Origin of the sequence: Pseudoalteromonas sp. SR45-5 (assembly GCF_014163565.1) — a bacterium.
Lineage (GTDB): Bacteria > Pseudomonadota > Gammaproteobacteria > Enterobacterales > Alteromonadaceae > Pseudoalteromonas > Pseudoalteromonas distincta.
The window spans coordinates 1-2,337 of the sequence record NZ_JACJDN010000614.1; the positions used below are offsets into that span (position 1 = coordinate 1).

Below are 2,337 nucleotides of genomic sequence, written 5' to 3' on the forward strand. Positions count from 1 at the left end.
TTCATTGCCGCCTAGAACTTCTTCTGGCTCTTTATCAAAGATATTGTTCATACCACCGGTAACACGAAGTGCATCATTGATGTTATAGCTCATAGAAATATCATGGTAAATAACGTTATCTGTGCTAAACGACTCACCGTAGTAATCGCCGTCCATACCACGGAGAAAACGTGCATTATAAAGCACATTAAATGCATCAGTTATATCGTAGCTTACAGATAGATTAGATTTAATTTTAGAGTATCCACCGATGTTGCCATCAATAGTGCCAGTGTAATTAATGTCATCTTCTTCAAACTTGATTAAATAAGTTGTATCAAGGTTTATACGATAGTTATCTGCAGAGTAGCTAATATTCCAATCAACACCTGATGTTTCTTGAGAACCTACGTTAGTTAGTGCTGAACTTAGGTTAGATAAGTCACCAGATTGTGTGATGTTTACTGATGAACATGATTCTGAGTCACCTGCAAAACAGCTATTCATTTCGTTTTGAACATCTAAGCGAGTAATCGCATTAGTAATATCAAACTTCCAGTAATCTAGAGTTGTTGATAAGCCGTCAGCTACTTCCCAAACCATACCAAAAGTGAAAGAGCGACTTTCTTCGGCTTTAAGATCGTTATCACTTGTGTAGTTTACAAGTATTTGAGCATCTTGTTCGTTGCCCCATGGATCAGCTAGGTAATCGTACGAACCTGAGTTACCACCAAACAGTTCTGATACGTTTGGTGCTCTAAAGCCAGTAGCTAATACAGAACGAACCATAAACTCTTCAGTTACATTCCACGTTGCACCAAGTTTCCACGTTGTTTCGCCACCAAAGGTAGAGTAGTTATCGTAGCGAGCAGCACCTTCAAGGGTAACAGTCTCTAATACCGGCATAGATGTTTCAAAGTAGATAGACTGTACTGAGAAATCACCTTCAGTTGGATCTTGTTGTGCAGCTGTGCTCTCACCAAGCTGAGTAATTAGATCTGGTGTGTAGTAACCACTTTCAAAGCGGTTTTCTACACCGATTGCGTAACCAATATCACTTTCTGTTACTGCACTATAACCAGCTGAAAGAATAAATTGCTCGTTACCACCTTCGTTTGACTCAGTATAAATTGAATCGTTAGATGTTAATAAGCTACGATCTAAAGCATCACCGCTAAACCAAAGAGCTTGGTTTGCATAAATGCTTTCTTCAACTCGACTTGCATTAATTGAGTTTTGAACTTTATCTTTTGAGTCATTACGACCGTAAGTTGCACTTACATCCCAGCTTGCATCGTTATCTAATAAACCTTGTAAAGCAACAGATACACGGTAAGTGTCAGTTTCTTGCTCATAAATACGAGGACCAGCATCAACCATTCTTCTTCTGTACTCTAAAGAGTCAGCAAGATCGCCTGTATCTGCGTCACGGAAGCTATCTGTGTAAGTTGAATCCAAGCTAGAAGTACTTAAATCAATACTTGCTGGTTGTGGTGCAAGTTGTTGGTTAGATTCACGACGTGTATACATCAAATCAACATTAAATGTAGTGTCTGAGTCTAGCTCTTTGTCAAAACTAGTAAATAAGCTGTATAGCTCATTAGGTGTTTGAGCATAGCTTGATGTTGTGAAATCGTATGAAGTAGTTCTATCTGCAAAAACACCATTACCCTGGTAAGTTCTGCCGCCCAGTGTTCCTTCAGGGATAAATGAAGACTCGCCAGGCTCTACAAAACGACGATCCGACTGAATTACTTCACCACGGTTTGAGTATTGAGCACCAACAACTAAGTTGCCATCGGCAATATTCATTCCGTGTAATAAACTAACACCGTAATTATTGCCATCACCTTTTGTAGTGCGGCTGCCTTCAACGTTAAGCTCTGAACCTTCAAAATCTTTCTTTGTTATGATGTTAACAACACCAGCAATAGCATCAGAGCCATATACTGCAGACGCGCCGTCTTTTAAGATTTCTATAGATTTGATCATTGCTACAGGAATGGTATTTAAATCAACAGAAGAATCTGCGCCGGTTCCTGAAGAAACCATACGACGACCATTTAATAATACCAGTGTACGTTGCGAGCCCATACCACGTAGGTTGACTGTCGCAGAACCACCTGAACCATTATTACTTGAAGCGCCTAAGCTAATACCAGCAGCTGATGGCTGAGTAGAAAGTATGTCAGCAACCGATGTGAAACCACTTTTTGCAATGAAGTCATCACCGATAACTGTGATTGGGCTTGATGTTTCCATATCAGTACGATTAATGCGAGAGCCAGTTACCTGAATTTTTTCAATTGATGTAGCTGCTTCGTCAGCCGCTAAAACTTGCACACTTGAGAACATTGG

The 2,337-nt window shown here is 40.0% G+C and carries 1 protein-coding gene; it reads right to left on the minus strand.

Going from position 1 to position 2,337, the window contains the following annotated elements; translation table 11 throughout:
• On the minus strand, positions 1 to 2,337 hold a 2,337-nt coding region (locus H5072_RS17140; RefSeq protein ID WP_182694228.1), incomplete at both ends, for a TonB-dependent receptor.